This window comes from Halomonas alkalicola (assembly GCF_030704205.1).
GTDB classification, from domain to species: Bacteria; Pseudomonadota; Gammaproteobacteria; order Pseudomonadales; family Halomonadaceae; genus Halomonas; species Halomonas alkalicola.
In genome coordinates this window covers 2,292,990-2,311,059 of the sequence record NZ_CP131913.1, presented here as the reverse complement: position 1 = coordinate 2,311,059, position 18,070 = coordinate 2,292,990, and the positions used below count along the sequence as shown (strand labels likewise).

The 18,070-nt window shown below is 71.2% G+C and carries 17 protein-coding genes, 1 pseudogene and 1 riboswitch; of the genes and pseudogenes, 14 read left to right on the top strand and 4 right to left on the bottom strand.

Annotated features, from left to right (window positions below):
- Positions 1-40: 40 nt before the first annotated feature.
- From B6N23_RS11005 to B6N23_RS10995, 3 genes and pseudogenes are all read left to right on the top strand, one after another.
- Complete coding sequence (locus tag B6N23_RS11005) at positions 41-1,147, top strand: acyl-CoA dehydrogenase family protein (RefSeq protein WP_305503781.1); 1,107 nt, start codon at positions 41-43, stop codon at positions 1,145-1,147.
- A 15-nt stretch (positions 1,148-1,162) separates the two neighbouring features.
- Complete coding sequence (bktB, locus tag B6N23_RS11000; protein ID WP_305498812.1) at positions 1,163-2,350, top strand: beta-ketothiolase BktB; 1,188 nt, start codon at positions 1,163-1,165, stop codon at positions 2,348-2,350.
- A 22-nt stretch (positions 2,351-2,372) separates the two neighbouring features.
- A pseudogene (locus B6N23_RS10995) lies at positions 2,373-4,029 on the top strand (fatty acid--CoA ligase).
- Between the two features lie 17 nt (positions 4,030-4,046).
- On the opposite strand, the gene B6N23_RS10990 reads toward B6N23_RS10995, so the two are convergent.
- Positions 4,047-5,054, bottom strand: coding sequence for an AraC family transcriptional regulator (locus tag B6N23_RS10990; protein WP_305498809.1), 1,008 nt, complete (start codon positions 5,052-5,054; stop codon positions 4,047-4,049).
- A 147-nt stretch (positions 5,055-5,201) separates the two neighbouring features.
- Between B6N23_RS10990 and B6N23_RS10985 the strand changes: the two genes are divergently transcribed.
- From B6N23_RS10985 to B6N23_RS10970, 4 genes are all read left to right on the top strand, one after another.
- Entirely contained in the window at positions 5,202-5,882 is a 681-nt protein-coding gene (locus tag B6N23_RS10985) for an ABC transporter ATP-binding protein (protein WP_305498807.1), read from the top strand.
- A complete protein-coding gene (locus B6N23_RS10980; RefSeq protein ID WP_305498805.1) occupies positions 5,882-8,407 on the top strand; it encodes an FtsX-like permease family protein in 2,526 nt (841 codons plus the stop codon). Before B6N23_RS10985 ends, B6N23_RS10980 begins: the two co-directional genes overlap by 1 nt.
- Positions 8,407-9,588, top strand: coding sequence for a lipocalin-like domain-containing protein (locus B6N23_RS10975; RefSeq protein WP_305498802.1), 1,182 nt, complete (start codon positions 8,407-8,409; stop codon positions 9,586-9,588). Before B6N23_RS10980 ends, B6N23_RS10975 begins: the two co-directional genes overlap by 1 nt.
- Positions 9,589-9,686: 98 nt before the next feature.
- Positions 9,687-10,424 carry a DODA-type extradiol aromatic ring-opening family dioxygenase gene (locus B6N23_RS10970; RefSeq protein WP_305498799.1) on the top strand — a complete coding sequence of 246 codons (738 nt, stop codon included), beginning with the start codon at positions 9,687-9,689 and terminating at the stop codon, positions 10,422-10,424.
- Between the two features lie 75 nt (positions 10,425-10,499).
- Here B6N23_RS10970 and gloA read toward each other — a convergent pair whose 3' ends face one another.
- Complete coding sequence (gene gloA / locus B6N23_RS10965) at positions 10,500-11,033, bottom strand: lactoylglutathione lyase (protein WP_305498796.1); 534 nt, start codon at positions 11,031-11,033, stop codon at positions 10,500-10,502.
- Positions 11,034-11,239: 206 nt separating this feature from the next.
- Here gloA and B6N23_RS10960 point away from each other — a divergent pair, with 206 nt between their 5' ends.
- The 4 genes from B6N23_RS10960 to thiE all read left to right on the top strand — a co-directional run bounded on the left by B6N23_RS10960 (position 11,240) and on the right by thiE (position 13,772).
- Positions 11,240-11,584: a DUF6482 family protein gene (locus tag B6N23_RS10960; RefSeq protein WP_119021328.1), complete on the top strand. Its 345-nt coding sequence runs from the start codon at positions 11,240-11,242 to the stop codon at positions 11,582-11,584.
- Positions 11,585-11,648: 64 nt separating this feature from the next.
- A complete protein-coding gene (locus B6N23_RS10955) occupies positions 11,649-12,143 on the top strand; it encodes a C40 family peptidase (protein WP_305498792.1) in 495 nt (164 codons plus the stop codon).
- A 62-nt stretch (positions 12,144-12,205) separates the two neighbouring features.
- A riboswitch (TPP riboswitch) is annotated at positions 12,206-12,308 on the top strand.
- Positions 12,309-12,343: 35 nt separating this feature from the next.
- Positions 12,344-13,165: a hydroxyethylthiazole kinase gene (gene thiM / locus B6N23_RS10950; protein WP_302139785.1), complete on the top strand. Its 822-nt coding sequence runs from the start codon at positions 12,344-12,346 to the stop codon at positions 13,163-13,165.
- Positions 13,155-13,772, top strand: coding sequence for a thiamine phosphate synthase (gene thiE, locus B6N23_RS10945; RefSeq protein ID WP_305498772.1), 618 nt, complete (start codon positions 13,155-13,157; stop codon positions 13,770-13,772). Before thiM ends, thiE begins: the two co-directional genes overlap by 11 nt.
- 134 nt (positions 13,773-13,906) lie before the next feature.
- Here the strand turns inward: thiE and mntR are convergent, their stop codons facing one another.
- Positions 13,907-14,383, bottom strand: coding sequence for a manganese-binding transcriptional regulator MntR (gene mntR / locus B6N23_RS10940; RefSeq protein WP_169959439.1), 477 nt, complete (start codon positions 14,381-14,383; stop codon positions 13,907-13,909).
- A 215-nt stretch (positions 14,384-14,598) separates the two neighbouring features.
- Here mntR and B6N23_RS10935 point away from each other — a divergent pair, with 215 nt between their 5' ends.
- The 3 genes from B6N23_RS10935 to B6N23_RS10925 are packed head-to-tail and all read left to right on the top strand — an operon-like array spanning position 14,599 to position 17,171.
- Complete coding sequence (locus tag B6N23_RS10935; RefSeq protein ID WP_249322229.1) at positions 14,599-15,468, top strand: metal ABC transporter solute-binding protein, Zn/Mn family; 870 nt, start codon at positions 14,599-14,601, stop codon at positions 15,466-15,468.
- The gene (locus B6N23_RS10930) at positions 15,449-16,249 is read left to right on the top strand and encodes a metal ABC transporter ATP-binding protein (protein WP_305498768.1); all 801 of its coding nucleotides are present in this window, start codon (positions 15,449-15,451) and stop codon (positions 16,247-16,249) included. The genes B6N23_RS10935 and B6N23_RS10930 overlap by 20 nt, the downstream gene beginning before the upstream one ends.
- Before the next feature lie 43 nt (positions 16,250-16,292).
- A complete protein-coding gene (locus B6N23_RS10925) occupies positions 16,293-17,171 on the top strand; it encodes a metal ABC transporter permease (RefSeq protein ID WP_169959438.1) in 879 nt (292 codons plus the stop codon).
- Here the strand turns inward: B6N23_RS10925 and B6N23_RS10920 are convergent.
- On the bottom strand, positions 17,166-18,041 hold the full coding sequence (locus B6N23_RS10920; RefSeq protein ID WP_305498766.1) for a DMT family transporter: 876 nt from the start codon (positions 18,039-18,041) through the stop codon (positions 17,166-17,168). The two genes, B6N23_RS10925 and B6N23_RS10920, sit on opposite strands and share 6 nt — an antisense overlap.
- Positions 18,042-18,070: the final 29 nt, after the last annotated feature.

Below are 18,070 nucleotides of genomic sequence, written 5' to 3'. Positions count from 1 at the left end.
GGCCATCCCCCAGGACGAGCTGACCCCGCTCTTCCACGACATGATCTGCCGCTTCCTGGAGCAGGAGGTGGCGCCCCACTACGAGGCCTGGGAGGCGGCCGGCGAGCTGCCCCGCGAGCTCTGGCAGCAGATGGGCGAGGCGGGGCTGCTGGGCATCGACATGCCGGAGCCCCTGGGCGGCGCCGGCGCCGACTTCGCCATCACCCAGCTGGTCATCGAGGAGATCTCCCGGCAGGGCTTCGGCGGCCTGGCCAGCGCCTACAACATCCACGCCAATATCGTGATGCCCTACCTGCTGCATATCGCCACCCCGGCCCAGCAGCAGCGCTGGCTGCCGGCCATGGCCCGCGGCGAGGTGATCGGCGCCATCGCCATGACCGAGCCCGGCGCCGGCAGCGACCTGGCCGCCATGAAGACCCGCGCCCAGCCCACCGAGGGCGGCTGGCGACTGGACGGCAGCAAGCTCTTCATCACCAACGGCCAGGTGGCCGACCTGGTGATCGTCTGCGCCAAGAGCGACCCGGAGGCGGGCGCCAGGGGGGTCTCGCTCTTTCTCGTCGACACCACCCTGCCCGGCTTCTCCCGGGGCCAGCCGATCAAGAAGATCGGCCAGCACGCCAGCGATACCGCCGAGCTCTTCTTCGACGGCATGGAGCTCCCCGCCGACGCCCTGCTCGGCGAGGAGGGCCAGGGCTTTGCCTACCTGATGCAGGAGCTGCCCCGGGAGCGGCTCGGCGTCGGCGCCCAGGCCCTGGGCGCCATGGAGGGGGCCCTGGCGCTGACCCTGGAGTACGTCCAAGAGCGCCGCGCCTTCGGCCAGCGGGTGGGCGACTTCCAGAACACCCGCTTCACCCTGGCCGAGGTGCAGGCCGACATCGAACTCGGCCGCGCCTACCTCGAGAAGTGCATGGCGCAGTATCGCCAGGGCGCCATGGGCCCCACCGAGGCCGCCATTCTCAAGCTGCGCCTCACCGAGATGCAGTGCGCCACCGCCGACACCTGCCTGCAGCTCTTCGGCGGCTACGGCTACACCCGCGAGTACCCCATCTCGCGCTTCTATCTGGATGCCCGGGTACAGACCATCTACGCCGGCACCTCGGAAATCATGAAGGAAGTCGTTGCCCGCTCGCTGCTGGGCAAGGCCTGAACCGGGAGAGACCTCATGCAACTGGACTCCGTTGTCATTCTGGGCGGTGCCCGCACCGCCATCGGCGGCTTCGGCGGCAGCCTGGCCGGCCTCGCCCCCCACGAGCTCGGCACCATCACCGCCCGGGAGGCGCTGGCACGCTCGGGCGTCGAGGCGGCGGCCATCGACCACGCCGTCTACGGCCATATCATCACCACCGGCCCCGAGGACGCCTACCTGGCGCGCCATATTGCCAGGGAGGCCGGCGTGCCCGACGAGGCCGGCGCCTTCAACGTCAACCGCCTGTGCGGCTCCGGGGTGCAGGCGCTGCTCTCCGCCGCCCAGCAGATCACCCTGGGCGACAGCCGCCTGGCACTGGCCGGCGGCGCCGAGTCCATGAGCCGCGGCGCCTACCTGCTGCCGCCCCAGGCGCGCAGCGGCCTGCGCATGGGGCACGCAGCGGTCACCGACCTGACCCTCGGGATTCTCAGCGACCCCTTCGGCAGCGGCCACATGGGCTGCACCGCCGAGAACATCGCCAGCCGCCACGGCCTGACCCGCGAGGCGGTGGACCGCTTCGCCCTGGAGAGCCACCGGAAGGCGGCAAGGGCCATCGCCGAGGGGCGCTTCGCGGAGCAGATCGTGCCGGTCACCGTGCGCGAGGGCCGCCAGGAGCGCGTCTTCGCCCAGGACGAGCACGTGCGCGACGGCGTCACCCTGGAGGACCTGGCCCGACTCCGACCCGCCTTTCAGAAGGAGGGCATCGTCACCGCCGGCAACGCCTCGGGCCTCAATGACGGCGCGGCCAGCCTGGTGCTGGCCCACGCCGACGAAGCCGAGCGGCGCGGCCTCTCGCCCCGCGCACGCTTCCTGGTAGGCACCACCGCTGGGGTCGAGCCCCGTCTGATGGGGCTCGGCCCGATTCCCGCCGTGCGCCGCTGCCTGGAGCAGGCCGGCATCGCCATGGCCGATATCGACGTCATCGAGTCCAACGAGGCCTTCGCCGCCCAGGCCATGGCGGTGGCCGACGAGCTGGGCTTCCCGGCCGAGAAGCTCAACCCCAACGGCGGCGCCGTGGGGCTGGGCCATCCGGTCGGCGCCACCGGTGCCATCCTGACCATCAAGGCGCTGGCGGAGCTGGAGCGCACCGGCGGCCGCTACGGCCTGATCACCCTCTGCATCGGCGGCGGCCAGGGCATCGCCCTGCTGATCGAGCGCCTGTGACAAGACGCCAGGAGAGAGCACCATGACCACCGTCCACCCGAAGATCCTGCCGCCCACGCCCTCGGCCACCAACCCGCCGCTGCTGATCGGCGAGCTGCTGGAGAGCGGCGTGCGCATGGCCGGCGACAATCCCATCGTCTACCGCGACCTGAGCCGCCACAGCTACCGCCGCTTCCGCGAGCGGGTGCACCAGCTCGCCCACCTGCTCACCGCCCGGGGCGTGCGCGCCGGCGATGTGGTGGCGGTGCTCGACTGGGACAGCCACCGCTACCTGGAGGCCTTCTTCGCCGTGCCCATGCTGGGGGCCATCCTGCACACCGTGAACGTGCGCCTCTCCCCGGAGCAGATCCACTACACCATGGAGCACGCCGAGGACGCCTTCGTGCTGGTCCACCAGGACTTCGTGCCGCTGCTCGCCTCGCTGCATGAGCGGCTGCCGCGCATCCACGGCTACCTGCTGTGCCAGGACGAGCCCGGCGAGGTCGACACTCCCCTGCCGCTGGTGGGCGAGTACGAGGCGCTGCTGGCCGAACAGCCCGGCCACTACGACTTCCCCACCTTCGACGAGAACGCGGTGGCCACGCTCTTCTACACCACCGGCACCACCGGCAACCCCAAGGGGGTCTTCTTCACCCATCGCCAGCTGGTGCTGCACACCCTGGGCGAGGCCAGCACCTTCCAGGCGCCGGGGTTCGAGCTGCTCAACCGCGACAAGGTCTACATGCCGATCACGCCGATGTTCCACGTGCATGCCTGGGGCGTGCCCTACACCGCCACCCTGCTCGGCGCCACCCAGGTCTACCCGGGGCGCTACGAGCCGGAGATGCTGGTCAAGCTGCTGGTCAGCGAGAAGGTGGACTTCTCCCACTGCGTGCCCACCCTGCTCGGCATGGTGGTGGTGGGCCGCCGAGGCGATCGCCTCGGGTCGGGTCGACCTCTCCGGCTGGAAGGTGCTGGTGGGCGGCAGCCCGCTGACCGAGGCGCTGTCGCGCAGGGCCTGGGAGCTCGGCATCGATACCCGCAGCGCCTACGGCATGTCCGAGACCTGCCCGCTGCTCACCGCCGACATCCTGCCCCGGGACATCGTCGAGGCGGACTTCGAGACCCAACTGCCGTGGCGCTGCAAGGCGGGCGTGGCGGTGCCGCTGGTGCACCTGCAGGTGGTGGATGAGAGCGGCACCCCCCTGCCCCAGGACGGCGAGAGCGTCGGCGAGGTGCGGGTCCGCGCCCCCTGGCTCACCCAGGCCTACTACAAGGAGACCACCCGCAGCGAGGAGCTGTGGCGCGACGGCTGGCTGCATACCGGCGACGTGGCCACCCTGGACGAGCGCAGCTTCCTGCAGATCCGCGACCGCATCAAGGACGTGATCAAGACCGGCGGCGAGTGGGTCTCCTCCCTGGAGCTGGAGAACCTGATCGCCCAGTGCCCCGGGGTGGCCGAGGTGGCGGTGATCGGCGTGCCCGACGAGCAGTGGGGCGAGCGCCCCGCCGCCCTGGTGGTGCCCACGGACCTCAATGCGCCGCCGACAAGCGACGAGATCCTGGCCTTCCTCAAGCGCTTCGTCAGCGAGGGGCAGATCAACCGCTGGGCGCTCCCCTCCACCGTTCGCTGCGTCGACGAGATCCCCAAGACCAGCGTCGGCAAGCTCGACAAGAAGCGCATCCGCCAGGAGGCGTGAGGGCGCAGGCCCGGGCGCTACCGGGGCGTGGCCAGCGCCCGCCGATAGGCGGCGGGCGTATCGCCGGTCCAGGCGCGGAAGGCGCGGCTGAAGCAGGCCAGGTCCTGGAAGCCGAGGGACTCGGCGATGCCCGGCAGCGGCTGGTCGCTGCGGGTCAGGGCCTGGATGGCGAAGTCGCGCCTGCACTCGTCCTTGACCGCCTGGAAGCGGGTGCCCTCCGCCGCCAGGCGGCGCGACAGGCTGCGCACCGACATATGCAGCGCCTCGGCCACTTCCGCCACGCTGGCCGAATAGGCGTGCTGGCGGCTCAGGTGCTCGCGCACCCGGTGGGAGAGCAGCCGCTCCTCGAAGGAGACGTAGAACCAGTCCGCCGGGGCCCGCTGCAGGAAGGCCCCCAGGTGTCGCTTGGTCTGGCGGATCGGCTCATCGAGAATCGCTCGATCGAAGTAGATCGCGGTCTGCGGCCGATCGAAGGCCAGCTGCCCGGGATAGAAGTAGCGGTAGTCGGCGCTGTGCGCAGGCTGGGGATAGGCGCATTCCATCATGATCGGCGGGATCTTGCGGGCGATCATCCAGGAGGCGATGCCGTGCAGCAGCTTGAGCATCAGCTCGTGGACCAGGATGCGGTTGCCGGCGGGGAGCCGGCTCTCCACCAGGCCGATGCGCACCAGGGCGTCGCCGTGGCTGACCTCGTAGCCGAAGTCGTCCAGCAGGATGCGGAAGAAGAGCTGGTAGCGATGCAGCGCCACCTTGAGGGTCGGCGCCTCCAGCAGGCTCAGGCAGAGCAGCTTGAGGGTGCCGCCACGCAGGGGCCGGGCGAAGAAGCCCGGCGTCTCGTCGTCGCACTCGTTGACCAGCAGGCGATAGAGGGTGGCGAACTGGTCGACGGTGACCCGCCCGTGGGGTGACTCCAGCAGCCGCGGCGAGATGCCGGCACGGCGCAGCAGGGCGGCACGCTCGGCCGCGAGCGCCGGGACGCCCAGGAACAGCTCGCTGACAAAGTGTCTCGAGACGGTAACCGTCACGCCTTCTCCTCCCCCGGCCATGGGGCCGCCCATCCAGGTGTCCGGTTATACCCGATCGCCCGCTCGGCTTCATTGCTCCGTGAGTCGTCTGTGGCGGCGGGGCGTTCTGTGCCACCATGCCGGAGGGAACGCCACCGGGAACTCGCCATGCTGGAATTTCGCCAGGTCCACCGCGCCTACGCCACGCCCCAGGGGCCACTCGAGGTGCTCGCCGGGGTCGACCTGACGCTGGCCCCCGGCGAGAGCCTGGCGCTGATGGGCGAATCGGGCAGCGGCAAGTCGACCCTGCTGCACCTGGCCGCGGGGCTCGACCTGCCCGATGCCGGCGAGGTCCGCCTGGGCGGCCGGATGATCTCGTCGCTCAGCGAGCCCGAGCGGGCCCGGCTGCGCCGCGAGGCAGTGGGCCTGGTGTTCCAGCAGTTCCACCTGGTGCCGAGCCTCTCGGTGCACGACAACCTGCGCCTGCAGGCGCGGCTGGCCGGCGTGGAGGACCCGGACTGGTCGGCGGAGCTGATCCGTCGGCTGGGGCTGGCGGGCCTGGAGCGGCGCTACCCCGAGCAGCTCTCCGGCGGCCAGCAGCAGCGCCTGGCCATCGGCCGCGCCCTGGCCCCGCGGCCCGCGCTGCTGCTGGCCGACGAGCCCACCGGCAACCTCGACGAGGCCAGCGCCGGCGAGGTGCTCGAGCTGCTGCTGGGCCTGGTGCGCCAGGCCGGCTGCACCCTGCTGATGGTGACCCACAGCCCCCAGGTGGCCGCCCCCCTGGACCGCTGCCTGCTGCTCTCCCGTGGGCGGCTCGCTCCCCGCGAGGCCGCCGAGGCAGACGCCTGATGGCCGTGGTGCTGGCCACCCTGCTCTCGCACTATCGGCGCCACCCCGGCCAGCTGGTGATGCTGCTGCTGGGCCTGTGGGTGGCCAGCGCCCTATGGAGCGGCGTCCAGGCGATCAACGCCTCGGCCCGGGACAGCTACGCCCGGGCCGAGGCGCTCTTCTCCACCGGCCTGGACCGCCTGGAGCGCCGCGACGGCGAGGCGCTGACCCGGGAGGACTACCTGGCCCTGCGGCTGGCGGGGCTGCCGGTCTCGCCGCTGCTGGAGGGCACCCTGGCGGCGCCGGACGGCACCCGCCTGACGGTGATCGGCATCGACCCGCTCACCCTGCCCGGCGACAGCGAGTTCGCCACCGCCGGCAGCCATTCCACTTCACACCCGGGTGAGCTCACCGGATTCCTCTCGCCTCCCTGGCAGACCCGGCTGGCGCCGGATCTCCTGGTCGCCTTCGGTCTGGCCCGGGCCGATGCCGAGGGCGCCACCCCGCGGCTGGCCGACGGCCGCCCGCTGCCGCCGCTGACCCTGGCCCTCTCGCTGCCGCCGGATACCCTGGTGATGGATATCGCCGCCGCCGCGGCCCTGCTGGAGAGCGGCGCGCGGATCACCCGGCTGGTGGCCGCACCGGGGGCGCTCGGCGAGGCGCCGCCGGGGCTGGCCCTGACCCGGGCCGATGTGCTGGTCTCGCCGGGCCAGCTCACCGAGAGCTTCCACCTCAACCTCACCGCCCTGGCCCTGCTGGCGCTGGTGGTGGGGCTCTTCATCGTCCAGGCGGCGCTGGGCCTGGCCCTGGAGCAGCGCCTGGGGATGCTGCGCACCCTGCGCGCCCTGGGGGTCTCCGGCCGCGCCCTGGTGGCGGCGCTGGCGCTGGAGCTTGTGCTGCTGGGCCTGATCGGCGCCCTGGCCGGCATCGCCGGCGGGGTGTGGCTGGCCCGGGCGCTGCTGCCCGACGTGGCCGCCACCCTGGGCAGCCTCTACGGCGCCGGCGTGGGCGCCGAGCTGCGCCTGCCCTGGCACTACTGGGTCGGCGGCGTGGCGGTCACCCTGGGCGGCCTGCTGCTGGCCGGCAGCGGGGTGCTGTGGCGGGCGGCGCGGCTCAGCGTGCTGGGGCTGGGGCAGGCCCAGGCCTGGCGCTCGGGGTTCCGCCGCCAGCTGGCGCTGATGGCCGCCGCCGGCGCGGTGGCGGCCCTCGTCGGCCTGGCGCTGGCGGCCTGGCTCTGGCGCCTGACGCCGGGCGAGGGGCTGGTGGCCGGCTTCGGCCTGGTGGGCGCCCTGCTGCTGGCCTGCGCCCTGTGGCTGCCCCCGCTGCTGGGCGCCGCCCTGGCCGGCCTCACCCACCTGGCGAGACGTCGCCCCCTGGCCCAGTGGGCCCTGGCCGACCTGCAGCTGCAGCTGCCGCGGCTGTCGCTTGCCATGATGGCGCTGCTGGTCGCGCTTTCCGCCAACCTGGGGGTGAGCAGCATGGTGGGGGGCTTTCGCCTCACCTTCCTGGAGTGGCTGGACCAGCGCCTGGTGGCCGACCTCTACCTGCGCCCACCGGCGGAGCAGTTCGCGGCGATCGACGCCTGGCTGGCCGAACGCCCGGAGGTGGCCGAGCGCCTGGCCACCCGGCGCAGCGAGTCGCGCCTGCTGGCCATCGAGCCCGGCAACGAGGCCTCGCGCCCGGCCCGGGAGCGCGACCTGCCGGTGGGGCTCTACGCCATCACCCCCGGCGAGACCCTGACCCCGAGCTGGCCGCTGGTCGCCACCCAGGACGGCCGCGAGGCGGCCTGGGGGGCATTTCGCGACGGCGCGGCCTTCGTCAACGAGCAGCTGGCGGTGGCCGAGGGCATCGCCCCGGGGGACCGGCTGCGCCTGGAGGCCCCGGGCGGCGAGACCCGGCTCGAGGTGGCGGCGATCTACCCGGACTACGGCAACCCCCGCGGCGAGGTGCTGCTGGCGGTTCCCCACCTGGCCGAGCGCTTCGGCGCACCGCCGGGCTCGCTGGGCATCGTGCTCGGCGATGGCGCCGACGGCGCGGCCCTGGCCGAGGCGCTGGCCGGGGAGTTCGGCCTGGGCCGCGACAGCGTGCAGGACCAGCGCGAGGTGAAGCGCATCGCCACCGGCATCTTCGAGCGCACCTTCACCATCACCCGGGCGCTCAACGCCCTGACCCTGGGGGTGGCGGCCCTGGCGCTGCTGGCCAGCCTGCTCGCCCAGGCTGCGGAGCGCCGCCGCCGGCTGGCACCGCTGTGGGCCCTGGGCGTGCCCCGGGCCGAGCTCGCCCGGGTCCAGCTCGCCCAGTTGGGCGGCGCGGCGCTGACCACCGGTCTCATGGCGATTCCGCTGGGCATCGCCATCGCCTGGGGGCTGGTGGCGGTGATCAACGTGGCGGCCTTCGGCTGGCGCCTGCCGCTGCACCTCTTCCCCGGCGAGATCCTGCTGACCCTGGCCACCGCGGTGGGGGTGGCGCTGGCCGCCGCCGCCCTGCCGGTGCTGCGCCTGTGGCGCACGCCGCCGCGCGACCTGCTGGCCGAGGAGGCTGCCTGATGCCCCCTTTCCTGCGCCCTCGCCTCGCCGCCCTGCTGCTGGCCCCCGTGCTGGCCCTGGCCGGCTGCGGCGAGGCACCGCCCGCGAGCTCGGGCGCGGGGTTCGCCGGCCTGGGCGAGAGCGCGGAGGGCTATACCCAGGCACGCCCCGGCACGCCGCTGCGCTTCCCCGAGGACCACGGCGCCCACCCGGACTACCGCATCGAGTGGTGGTACCTCACCGCCAACCTCGAGGACGAGGCCGGCGACCCCCTGGGGGTGCAGTGGACCCTGTTCCGCCAGGCGCTCTCCCCTCCTGAGGAGGCACCGCCGGAGGCGCGCCCGGCGCAGGCCCCCTGGGTGGCCGACCAGCTGTGGATGGCGCACCTGGCGGTCTCCCGGGGCGAGCGGCACGCCGTGGCCGAGCGCTTCGCCCGCAGCCACTCCGCCGACCCGAGCGAGGGCCGCGCCGGCCAGGCCGGCGCCGTGGCCCAGCCCTTCCGCGCCTGGCTCGACGACTGGACGCTGGCCACCCGGGTGGAAGACCCGGACGCCGACACCTTCGAGCGCCTCACCCTGACCGCCTTCGACGGCGAGGGGCAGGAACGCGTCGGCTACCGTCTCGAGCTCACCGCCGAGGGTCCCCTGGTGCTGCACGGCGACGCCCGCTTCAGCCAGAAGTCCTCCGATGGCCAGGGCTCGATGTACGTCAGCCAGCCCTTCTGGCGCGTGGAAGGCGAGGTGGTGCTGGAAGGAGAGACCCATGCGGTGAGCGGCCAGGGCTGGCTCGACCGGGAGTGGAGCAGCCAGCTGCTGGGCCCCGAGCAGGCGGGCTGGGACTGGTTCTCGCTGCACCTGGAGGACGGCCACCGGCTGATGGCCTTCCAGCTGCGCGGCGGCGGCGAGGCCGGCGGCGACTACCGCTCCGGCACCTGGATCACCCCGGCAGGGGAGCCCCGGGCGCTGGCGCCGGACGAACTCGTCCTCACGCCGCTGGCCACCTCGTCGGTGGCCGGCCGCGAGGTACCCACCCGCTGGCGACTCGAGGTGCCCGCGGCGGGGCTCGACCTGATCGTCGAGGCGCCCCATGCCGAGCGCTGGATGGCCACCACGGTGCCCTACTGGGAGGGGGAGGTGGTCGCCCGCGACCATGCCACGGGGGCGCCTCTCGGCCTCGGCTACCTCGAGATGACGGGCTATTGAGATGACGGGCTATTGACAGGCGATTCTTTCATAAGCCTGCTATCGATACTTCCGACCCGAGCCGCTATCCTGAAGGCATCCCTCTCCTGGAGCGCCCCATGCTGCCCAGCCTCTTCATCTCCCACGGCTCCCCCATGCTGGCCCTGACCCGGACGCCAGCCCATGACTTCCTGCGCGGGCTCGGCCAGCGGCTGCAGCCGAAGGCGGTGGTGGTGGTCTCGGCCCACTGGGCCAGCCGCCAGCTGCTGGTAAGCACCAGCGCCCACCCCGAGACGATCCACGACTTCGGCGGCTTCCCCCGGGAGCTCTTCGAGTGCCAGTACCCTGCCCCCGGCGAGCCCGAGCTGGCGCTGCGCCTGGCCCGGGAGCTCAACGCCGTCCCCACCGAGCGCGGCCTTGACCACGGCGCCTGGGTGCCGCTGTCGCTGATGTTCCCGCAGGCGGAGGTGCCGGTGGTGTCGCTGTCGCTGCCGGCGCAGTGGTCCAACGCCGAGCTGGCGGCCCTGGGCGAGCGGCTCGCCGCGCTGCGGAACGAGAACATCCTGGTGATCGGCTCCGGCAGCCTGACCCACAACCTTTACGAGATGCAGGCCCGCGACGCCGCCATGCCGGCCTGGGTGGGCGAGTTCGCCGACTGGGTCGAGGCGCGGCTCGCCGAGGACGATCGCGAGGCCCTGCTGGCCTGGGAGTCCGCCCCGAAGGCCCGCGAGAACCACCCCACGCCGGAGCACTTCCAGCCCCTGCTGGTGGCCATGGGCGCCGGGGGCCAGGCCGAGCGCCTGCACCACAGCGTCGAGCACGGCGTGCTGGCCATGGACGTCTACGCCTTCGGCTGAGGCAAGCGCCGGCCCTGAAACGCACGAAGGCGCTGCCCCGTTGGGGCGGCGCCGTCGCATCAGGCAGTGCCCCGGTCAGTCGCCCAGGGCGGCCAGCCGGTCGGCCTGGACCACCTCGATCCAGTAGCCGTCTACGTCCTTCACGAACACCACGTTCTTCATCTTGCCCTGGTCGGAGCGCTTCACGAACTCCACGGCGTTGGCGTCGAACCAGGCCTCGGCGGCCTCGAGATCCGGCACGCTGAAGCAGATATGGCCGAAGCCCTGGGGCTCGGCGTTGCCGTCATGGTAGCAAAAGTCGGCCTGGTTCTCGGTGCCCCAGTTGTGGGTCAGCTCCAGCAGCCCCTTCTGGCTGAAGGTCCAGACGGTGCGCTCGCCGGTCGCCTCGGGGACCGGCTCCCCCTCCTCCACCCGGGCCAGGAAGTAGAGCGAGAACTGCATCTCCTCGAAGTCGAGGCGGCGCAGCACCCGCATGCCGAACACCCGGGTATAGAAGGCCAGCGCCTTCTCGGGGTCCTTCACCCGCAGCATGGTGTGGTTGAGACGAAAACCGGCGCTATCGGCGGTGGGGGTCTGGACGCCGGGATGCTGCTCTCCATTGAAGCTCATGGGCTACTCCTGTCTGCCATGGGGAAACTGTCTTGTGTAGATGGGGACAGCGGCAGGAGTTTTCCAGTTCCGGCGACGGACAACTTGTACAACACCTTTCATTACTAAATCACGAAGCCACGATGGCGAAACAATCACGGCAACAGCGCCCAAATAGCTCTACATTGATTATACAAGATCGACAATCCACCCCCCTGGAGGTACCCATGTCTGCCCATGCCTATCAGCTGAGTGACCACATCACCCTCAAGGAGCTGGCCCGCGCCCTCTCCCAGGGGTTCTCGCCCATTGTCGAGGTGGAGTCTCTGGACGGCATCTATACGGTACGCCTCCACCATGGCACCGGCGTCTCTGAGCTCTCGGATGCCGAGGGACGCACCCTGACCTTCCTGGGCACCGGCGAGATTCGCGACAAGCTCGGCGAGCTCGGCCTGACCCACGGGGTGCTGACCTGGTCCGACCAGTGCGGCGACGAGATGATCGGCGTGCCGGGCCATGCCATGACGCCGGACGAGATGCTCGCCAACGGGACCCGCATCGCCTTTCGCTGAAGCTTTCCGAGCCGGGCGGCAGGCGCTAATGTAGAGGCATGTCCGTCTCTGCGGAGCTCCCCGCATGCCCACCCTGCCCCGTCCGGCCGCCTGGCGACTCACCGCGACCCTTGCGCTGCTCCTGCTGCTGGCCGGCTGCGCCGGCCGGGAACTTGCCGTGCATGACCCGGCCCCCGCAGAGGGGCTCTCCATCGAGCGGGCGCTGATCCTGGCCGCCGCCCAGAACGCCCTGGGCACCCCCTATCGCTTCGGCGGCAACTCCCCCGCGGGGCTCGACTGCTCGGGGCTGGTGGAGCTGGCCTACCGCGCCGCCGGCATCCCGGTGCCGCGCACCGCCGACGACCAGTTCCGCGCGCTGCCGTCCGTGGACCGGGCCCGCCCCGGCGACCTGCTGTTCTTCGATACCGCCGGACGCGGCAAGGCGAGCCACGTGGGCATCTACCGCGGCGACGGCCAGATGATCCACGCCCCGGGGCGCGGCCGCCGGGTGGAAACGGCGCCGGTGGAGATCGCCTACTGGCAGGAGCGCTTCCTCGGCGCCGCCGCCGCGGCGCCCTGAGACCCTCACCTCAGCCCCCTTGCCTGGCCCCTCCAGCCGCGTATGATCGAACACCAGCATCATCACCACGACAGGGGCGCCGCGCAGCAGCAGCTGGGCGGCTGAGAGGCACCCTTGGAACCTGAACCGGATCATGCCGGCGTAGGGAGTCGTGCAGCCCGGCGCTCGCCTGCCTGCACCTCCCGCGCCCGGGAGGCCCCATGCTCACCCCCCTTTCCCCAGCGCTGGATGTCGCGGCCCACCTGACACGGGTGCGCGAGCGCGCCCCGCTGATCCACAACATCACCAACCTGGTGGCCATGAACACCATGGCCAATGTGCTGCTGGCCATCGGCGCCTCGCCGGCCATGGTCCACGCTCGGGAGGAGGCCGCGGAGTTCACCGCCCTCGCCGACGCCCTGACGGTCAATATCGGCACCCTCTCGCCCCACTGGGTGGACGCCATGGACGAGGCCGCGGAAGCGGCCCGCCTGACCGGCAAGCCCTGGGTGCTGGACCCGGTGGCGGTGGGTGCCACCGCCTACCGGCGCGAGACCGGCGCGCGCCTGCTGGAGCGCCTGCCCACGGTGATCCGCGGCAACGCCTCGGAGATCATCGCTCTGGAGGCCCGCGGGGCCGGCGGGCGCGGCGTGGACAGCAGCGACCCGGCCGAGGCCGCCGAGCAGGCCGCCGTGCGCCTGGCTCGGCGCATCGGCTGCGTGGTGGCGGTGACCGGCGAGGTGGATCTCGTCACCGACGGCCGCCGCCTGGCCCGGGTGCGTGGCGGCCACCCGCTGATGCCGAGGGTCACCACCCTGGGCTGCTCGCTCACCGGGGTGGTGGCCGCCTTCCTGGTCGGCGCCGAGCATCCCTTCGAGGCCAGCGTGGCGGCGCTGGCCTGCTACGCCGCGGCCGGGGAGCTCGCCGGCGAGAGTGCCCGGGGGCCGGGCAGCTTCGCCGTAGCCTTCCTAGACGCCCTGCACGCCCTGGATGGCGAGACCCTGAGGGACCGACTGCGACTGGAGATGACCGATGAGACTTGATCTATCCCTGTACCTCGTCACCGACCCCGGCCTGTGCGCCGAGCGCGGCATGCTGGAAACCGTGGTGGTCGCGGTGCGCGGCGGCGTGACCGTGGTCCAGCTGCGCGACAAGCACGCCAGCGACGGCGAGATGATCGACCAGGCACGCCGGCTGAAGGCGGCCCTGGCCGGCAGCGGCGTGCCGCTGATCATCAACGACCGCCTGGCGGTGGCCGTGGAGAGCGGCGCCGACGGACTGCATATCGGCCAGGGCGACGGCGAGGTGGCGGCCGCCCGCGCGGCGCTGGGCGAGCGGGCGCTGCTCGGCCTCTCGGTGCAGACGCTGGAGCAGATGGCACGGGTGGACGCCGAGCGGCTTGACTACCTGGGGCTGGGGCCTGTTTTCGCGACCCCGAGCAAACACGACCACGCCGAGCCGCTGGGCTTCGACGGGCTTGCCCGGCTGGCAACGGCAAGCCCCCTGCCGGCGGTGGCCATCGGCGGGCTCAAGGCCGAACACGCCGCGGCGGTCCGCCAGGCCGGCGCCCAGGGCCTGGCGGTGATCTCGGCGATCTGCGGCCGCCCCGACCCGGAGGCCGCGGCGCGAGCAATCCGCGGCGGCCGATAACCACAGGCGCGGTGCCGGGGTAACCCAGGGCACTCGAGGCCGAGGCGCCGGGGCGGTCGGAAGGGAGCGGGGGGGGGGGGGCCGGAAGGGAGCGGGGGGACGGCCGTAACGAGGGGACAGGCGAAACGTCCGGATCAGGCGTCGCGGTGCGCCTCGGTAAAGCGCTGCATGATGTCCAGAGTCTCCTGGCTGACGTGGTGCTCCATGCCCTCTGCGTCGATCCGCGCCGTTTGATCACTGACCCCCAGCGCTCGTAGAAAGCGCAGCAGGATGGCATGCCGGCGACGCGACATTTCCGCCATTGCCTCGCCGCTCTCGGTCAGAAAAAGGGAACGGTAGGGCTGGCTAGAGACCAGTCCGTGGGCCTTGAGGCGCGTCACCATCTTGGAAACCGTGGCCTGACTGACACCCATGCGCGCCGCGATATCCGTGGCGCGGGCCTCCCCCTGATGCTTCAGCAGATCGCCGATGAGCTCCACATAATCCTCGAGAAGCTCGGTTTCGTGGGCGTTGCGTACGGCCGCATACTGCCGCGCGTGCTCTTCGCAAGGCGGCAGGGCATCCGCCTTGCTCAGGCGATCCGGCATCACATCGGCTGGGGTATCGTTCATCGCGCCAATATAGCCAATGTCTACCTGGCGCAGCAACTGAGCGCCGATAGGAATTTCCAATTACCCTACAAGTTAGCCTTGGCTAAGATATGGGTGTTACGCTCGCCGCTGAAACGCCCCGACCAGCAGCGGGACATCACCCTGATTCGGAGAGCAAGACGATGCCGATTCGCCCGCGCCCGATGCTCATCGCAGCCTGTGCCCTCAGCCTTTCGATGACGACGCAAGCCGACGAGTCCCCGCTCAGGGTGGTCACCACCTTTTCCATCCTCGGCGACCTGGTACAGCAGGTGGCCGGGGGCGACGCCCGGGTAGACACTCTGACCCCCGTGGGGGCGGAGGTGCACGAGTGGGAACTGATCCCCAGCAACTTCATCGCCCTGGAGGAGGCCGACCTGGTGTTCTTCAATGGCTACAGCCTGGAGCAGTGGATTGGCCAGGTGCGTGCCACGGTTGGGAGCGACGTACCGGTCGTCGCCCTGGCCGAGGAGAGCGGCTATGCCACCCGGCCCATCGTGACCGGCGATTATGCCGGCGACGCCGATCCCCACCTGTGGATGGACCCGCGCGCCGCCGCCGAATACGTGCGCGTCATTGCCGAGACGCTTGCCGAGGCACGCCCCGAGGCGGCAGAGGACTTCAGTGCACGCGGCGATGCCCTGAGCCAGTCGCTGCATGAGCTGCACGCCGAGCTGCTCGAGAGCATGGCGGCCATCCCCGATGACCGGCGCCTGCTGATCACCAGCGAGGCCGCCTTCATCTATTTCGCCGAAGCGTTTGGCTTCGAGCACGACGGCATCTGGGGCACCAACTCCGAGGATGAGGGCACGCCCAGTCAGATCATGCGTATCGTGGACCTCATCGAGGAACGTCGCCCTGCGGCCATCTTCTGGGAGAGCACCATATCCGATCGCCATGTACGCAGTGTGGCCGGCGAGACCGAGGTCGACATCGCCGGCCCCTTGTTCGTCGACTCGCTCAGCGAGCCGGACGGCGAGGCGCCCGACTATGCCAGCATGCTGCGCCACAACGCCCGCCTGCTTACCGAAACGCTGGGAGAGTCCAATGGTGAGTCCGGCCACTGATGGCATCCCTGCCCTCGAGATCAAGGGGCTCTACGCCGCCTACGGCCAGGAGCCGGTGCTCGAGAATATATCGCTGTGGCTGCCCCGGGGCCAGTGGACCGCCATCGTGGGGCCCAACGGCGGGGGCAAGTCCAGCCTGCTAAGCGTGGTAGTAGGCAGCCTCTCGCCCTTGCGCGGCGAGCTCAGGATCCTGGGCCAACCCTCGCTGGCCCAGCGCCAGGCCGGCTGCATTGCCTACATGGCCCAGCAGGAGCGCATGGAGTGGGACTTTCCCATCTCGGTGCGCGACACCGTGATGACCGGCCGCTTCGGGCTGATGCGTCAAGACCCGCTATGGCGGCGCCTGCTGCCCAGGCACTGGGCCAATCCCGAGCATCGGCTGGCCGTCGAGGAGGCCCTGGAGGCCGTCGACATGACCGAGCTGTCCGCTCGGCCCATCGGCGCACTGTCGGGTGGGCAAAAGAAACGCGTGATGCTGGCCCGCGCCCTGGCCCAGCGAGCGCCCATTCTGCTGCTGGATGAGCCCCTGGCCGGGATCGACCCGCCCAGCGAGGCGCTGATCATGGCCGCCCTCCAGCGCCAGCGCCGCGCCGGCACCACCATCATCATGGTGACGCATGACCTGGCAGGCGCTCGTCGCCATGCCGATCAGGTGCTGCTGATCAACCGCACCGTGGTAGGCATGGGAGCACCGGAGGAGATGCTCAAGGACAGCATGCTCGCCCGGCTGGCGGTCGGTGCCACCCGCATGCCTGCCGGAGAGGCCCCCGTTGCCGCTTGACGACCTCGCCACGAGCCTTATCGAAGCCCTCACGGCGGCACTGATGCTGGCGGTGGGCCTGCTGCCCGACAGCCTGGCCGCCCCCTTCGAGTACCGCTTCATGCAGCGGGCCCTGCTCACCTCGGTGCTGGTGGGAGCCACCTGCGGGCTGCTCTCCTGCTTCGTGGTGCTCAAGCGCTGGTCGCTGCTGGGGGATGCCATTTCCCATGCGGTACTGCCGGGCGTCGCGATCGCCTATCTGCTGGGCTGGCCCTTCTTCGTCGGCGCCTTCGTGACCGGCGCGCTGACGTCGCTTGGCATCGGCGCAATCGAGCGCCACACCCGCATCAAGTCGGATGCTGCCATGGGCCTGATGTTCACCGCCGCCTTCGCCCTGGGCATCGTGATCATCAGCAAGATCACCACCAGCACGCATCTCATGCACATCCTCTTCGGCAACGTGCTGGGCGTGCAGGCCCAGGCGTTGATGCTGACCCTGCTGGCCAGCCTGGTGGCCGTGCTGACGATCTGGCTGGCCTATCGGCCGCTGCTGCTCTACACCTTCGACCCACAGCAGGCCCAGGCACTGGGCTTCAACGTCAGCGCCATCCACTACGGCCTGATCATGCTGCTGACCCTGACCATCGTGGCCAGCCTGGAGACCGTGGGCATCATCCTGGTGGTGGCCATGCTGGTCACCCCAGGCGCCACGGCCCACCTTCTGACCGACCGCTTCGGTACCATGCTGGCGATCTCCGTCGGCGTCGGCATCGTGTCGGCGGTCGCCGGCCTGGTGCTGTCGGTGCGGCTAGACGTGGCCTCAGGGGGGGCCATCGTGCTGGTGGCCTCGGGGCTCTTCCTGGTGGCCCTGCTCGCCGCGCCCCGTCACGGGCTGATCGCCCGCCGCTGGCGGCGATGGCGCTTCAACCGCCCGACCTCATGAGGTCGGACGCCGCTTGAGGGTCGTGCGTCCCTCGCGGTAGGCGATGGCCAGGCCGCTGCCGATGATCAGGGCGCTGCCGACGAAGACCCAGAGGTCCGGCATCTCGCCCCAGAACCACCACCCCAGCAGCACCGCCCAGAGCATGGCGCTGTAGTCGAAGGGCGCGGCGATGGCCGCCGGCGCATGGCGGAAGGCCAGGGTGATGAAGGCGGTGGCCCCCACCCCGAACAGCCCCGACCCCAGGAAGGCAAGCCAGTGCCAGGGATGGGGCGTCTGCCACACCCAGGGCAGCGCCAGGCCGGTGATCACGAAGGGCACCAGGGTCATGTAGAAGACCATGGCCCAGAGGTGCTCGCGCCCACCCCAGCGGCGCGCGGTGATCATCATCAGCGCATAGAAGAGCGCCGCCCCGATCAGCACCAGCGAGCCGGGATGGAAGGCCCCGCCCCCCGGGCGCACCACGATCAGCACCCCCACGAAGCCCACCAGAGAGGCGACCAGTACCGGCCCCTCGATGCGCTCGCCGAGCAGCGGCACCGAGAGCAGGGTGACGAACAGCGGCGCCACGAAAGCGATGGCGGTGGCCTCGGCCAGCGGCAGCAGGGTCAGCCCCAGCACGAAGCAGACCATGGTGCCGGTGTAGATCAGCCCGCGCAGCAGGTGCACCCTGGGCCGGCGCGTGCTCAGCTTGATCAGGCCGCCACCGAAGTGGGCCAGCAGCGCGATCAGGGGCAGCGAGACCAGGGTACGAAAGAAGATGATCTGCAGCGGCGAGTGCACCTCGCCGAGCCACTTGGCGATGGCGTCACCGATGGCCAGGCAGAGCACGCCCAGGCACATGAAGCCGATTCCCTTGAATGACGATGACATGCTCCCTCCCTGCGCGACGCAACCGCGGA